Origin of the sequence: Citrobacter sp. wls826, from assembly GCF_005281245.1 — a bacterium.
GTDB lineage: Bacteria > Pseudomonadota > Gammaproteobacteria > Enterobacterales > Enterobacteriaceae > Citrobacter > Citrobacter braakii.
This window is the reverse complement of the sequence record NZ_SZWS01000012.1, coordinates 112143-115346: the sequence shown is the minus strand read 5'-3', so window position 1 is coordinate 115346 and position 3204 is coordinate 112143. Positions and strand designations below refer to the sequence as shown.

Here is a 3204-nt window from a genome sequence, read left to right as displayed (position 1 = left end):
GAATGGCGGCGACCCAGCCGAGCAGGGCAGAAATCACGTACACGGAAATTTGTACCCGGACGGTATTTACGCCGCTGTAGCGGGTAGCCTGTTCATTGGAACCCACGAGATACAGACTGCGCCCAAGCGTGGTGTGCTCCAGCAGTACCCACAGCAGGATTGCCACCAGGAAAAAGAGCAGCAGCGCTACCGGAATACCGGCAATCGTGGCGTTACCAAGATATTGAATGGCGGTCGGGAAACCGGAAATCACTGTCCCATTGGAAAGCAGAATATTCAGCCCGGAGATAAGCGTCATCGTGCCGAGCGTGGCGAGAATCGGCGAAACCCCGACCCAGGCAATCAGCGCGCCGTTGAGCGTACCGATTGCGACCGCCACGGCAGCGCCTGCCATCAGCGCCAGCACCAGAAACAGCGGGTTATCCGGATGGGTGACGATAATCGCCGCCATTACCAGCGAGCAGGCATTCGCTCCTGCAATTATCGACAGGTTTATGCCGCCGGTCAGCATGGTCATACCCATCCCGAGGGCCAGCATGCCAAGGATCGGCAGCTGCGAGCCAATCGACTGGAAGTTAGCGACGCTGAAAAAACGGCTGCCGAGCAGGGCCGAGAAGACCAGGGCGACGACCACAATAATGACGCATTGCAGACGAATGATGGCATCACCGGGTAAAAATCTGGCGATTGTTTTCATCTCAAAGCTCCCTTGCCAGTTTGCGTTTTTCGTTCCAGGCCGTGGCGCTAATGCTGACCAGGATAATGGCGCCGCTGAACACGGTGTGCCAGTAAGAGGAGACGCTGAGCAGCGTCAGGCCATTTTGTAAGAAGGCCAGCAGAACCACGCCGAGCAGGGTTCCGGTTAATGTTCCGCGTCCGCCGCTCATGCTGGTTCCGCCGAGCACGACCGCCGCCAGTACCGTCAACTCAAAGCCGAGCAGCGAATTGGGCGCAACTGACTGGGTGATTTGCGCCTGAACCACGGCGGCAACGCCTGCCAGAATGCCCATGTAGCCATACACGTAGAAATGCAGCTTCAGCAGATTCAGCCCCAGGCGCGAGGCCGCATCACGATTACCGCCCATGGCGTAAACCTGACGGCCAAGACGGGTATAGTTCATCAGCACGGCGGTAAAGATGATCACAGCCGCCAGGCACAGCAGAGGCAGTGTCAAGCCGTAGTCGTAGCCATCCGCCGCGGTGAACGAGAACCAATTGATGCCGTTCATAAACCAGTCCGGAAAGCCGTACAGCCAGGTGCCTTTGGTGGCGTACACCAGCAGACCGTAGTAAACGTTCAACGTGGCGATGGTAATGATGATGGCCGGAACGCGCAGCCAGTAGACCAGGAAGCCATTAATAAGTCCAAGCAACAGGCCCACCGCAATCGCGATGATTAACGCCAGCGCGAAGTTGCCGCCGTGGCCGATAACCCAACTGGCCATCGCATACTGGGCTATCGCGGTCATCGCCGGAAATGAGATGTCGATCCCGCCGGAAATCAGTACCACAAACAGCCCGCAGGCAAGGATGCCGAGAATCGCATAGCTGGTAGCCACATCCGTCAGGTTCCCCAAAGACAAGAACTCATCGGTGCTGATGCTCAGCCCAACGGCAAGGGCCACAACCAGCAGGCCCAGCCAAAATTCATGTTGCCCGATTAAACGGGAGAGATGCATCTTATTCATTGATTACCTCGACCACTTCAGCAATCTCCTCTTCACGGCACTGATGAGGATTAAATTCCGCCACCAGCCTGCCGCGACGCATCACCAGCACGCGGTGGCTGTTGTAATACGCTTCCGGGATTTCATCGCAAATCATCAGCACCGCCATACCCTGTTCCGCCAGATCGCGGGCTATCTGGTAAATACCCTCTTTGTTGGCGATATCTACGCCTACGGTAGGGGAGTCGAGGATCAGGATGCGGGGATTAGTCGCCACCCATTTGGCGATGGCGATACGCTGGGCATTACCGCCGGAAAGGGTTTTAACCGGCAGGTGTGGATCGGACACTTTGATATTCAGCTCGCGGATCAAGTCGGCGACCAGCTTTTGCGCTTTACGGTGATCGAGCAGGCCGCTGCCGGTATGCAGTTGATCAAACACCGTGACGATGGTGTTGTCGTAGATCGACTGCTCCATGATCAGCCCTTGCGTCAGGCGATCTTCTGAGACGTAGCCGATCCCATGTTTGATGGCATCATGGTTATTGCGAAGAGTGACCGGCTGGCCGTTAATGCGAATCTCACCGCTTTCTGGGTGCGTCATGCCAAACAGGCTCAGACAAAGTTCGGTGCGTCCGGCGCCCAGCAGGCCCACAATGGAGACAATCTCGCCGCCGTGCAGCGACAGATTAATGTTTTGGTATTTGCCTCTGCGGCTGAGGTTGCGCAGCTCCAGCAGGGGCTCTTGCTCAATAGCGGGTCTTTCCGGCAGCGGGCTATAGTGGAAGCGTTGTCCGGTCATCAGGAAAGCCAGCTCGTGGCTGTCGAGTTCGCTGGCAGGATAAGTGCCCACCAGTTTGCCGTCGCGCATCACGCTGATGCGGTCAGCCACTTCCATCACTTCATCCAGACGGTGGCTGACAAACACTACACAAATTCCGGCAGCTTTTAGTTCGTTAACGACCCGTAGCAGGCCATTAACCTCCTGACGGGTTAGTGAGGCGGTGGGCTCGTCCATAATCACCAGACGCGCGTCGGCGGCAATCGCCCGGCAAATGGCGACCAGTTGTCGGTCGGCAATCGAGAGTTTTTCAACCTTTTTATCGGGATCGATGTTCACACCGATGCGCTTCATGGCTGCCAGCGCCTGCTGCTTCATGGCGCCACGACGTACCCAGATATCGCCACCGGGCAGATAGCGGTTGACCGCGATATTCTCCGCGACGCTAAAGTTAGGGAACAACGACAGGTCCTGATAAATAACCTGAATGCCATAATGGGAAGAGAGCTGCGGCGTCAGGTGATGGAACAATTTGCCATCGAGTAAAATCTGCGCGCCTTTTTCCGGATGATAAACTCCGGAGATCACTTTAATAATGGTACTTTTACCACAGCCGTTTTGACCCGCCAGACAGTGAACTTCGCCTTTTCTCAGCGTCAGATTCACGTTATCCAGCGCCAGCACGCCCGGGAATTGTTTGCTGATATTCTCAAGAGTGATAAATGCGGTGGTGTCTGCCATGGACAATACCCCTGC

At 56.1% G+C, this 3204-nt stretch carries 3 protein-coding genes; all 3 read right to left on the bottom strand.

The window, feature by feature from the left end; translation table 11 throughout:
- Positions 1-697 (bottom strand): ABC transporter permease (locus FDW87_RS01520; protein ID WP_252362939.1); only part of this gene is annotated, 697 nt, incomplete at its 3' end.
- A gap of 1 nt (position 698) precedes the next feature.
- Complete coding sequence (locus FDW87_RS01515; RefSeq protein ID WP_008785467.1) at positions 699-1688, bottom strand: ABC transporter permease; 990 nt, start codon at positions 1686-1688, stop codon at positions 699-701.
- Positions 1681-3189, bottom strand: coding sequence for a sugar ABC transporter ATP-binding protein (locus FDW87_RS01510; protein WP_016154014.1), 1509 nt, complete (start codon positions 3187-3189; stop codon positions 1681-1683). The genes FDW87_RS01515 and FDW87_RS01510 overlap by 8 nt, the downstream gene beginning before the upstream one ends.
- Between the last annotated feature and the right edge of the window lie 15 nt (positions 3190-3204).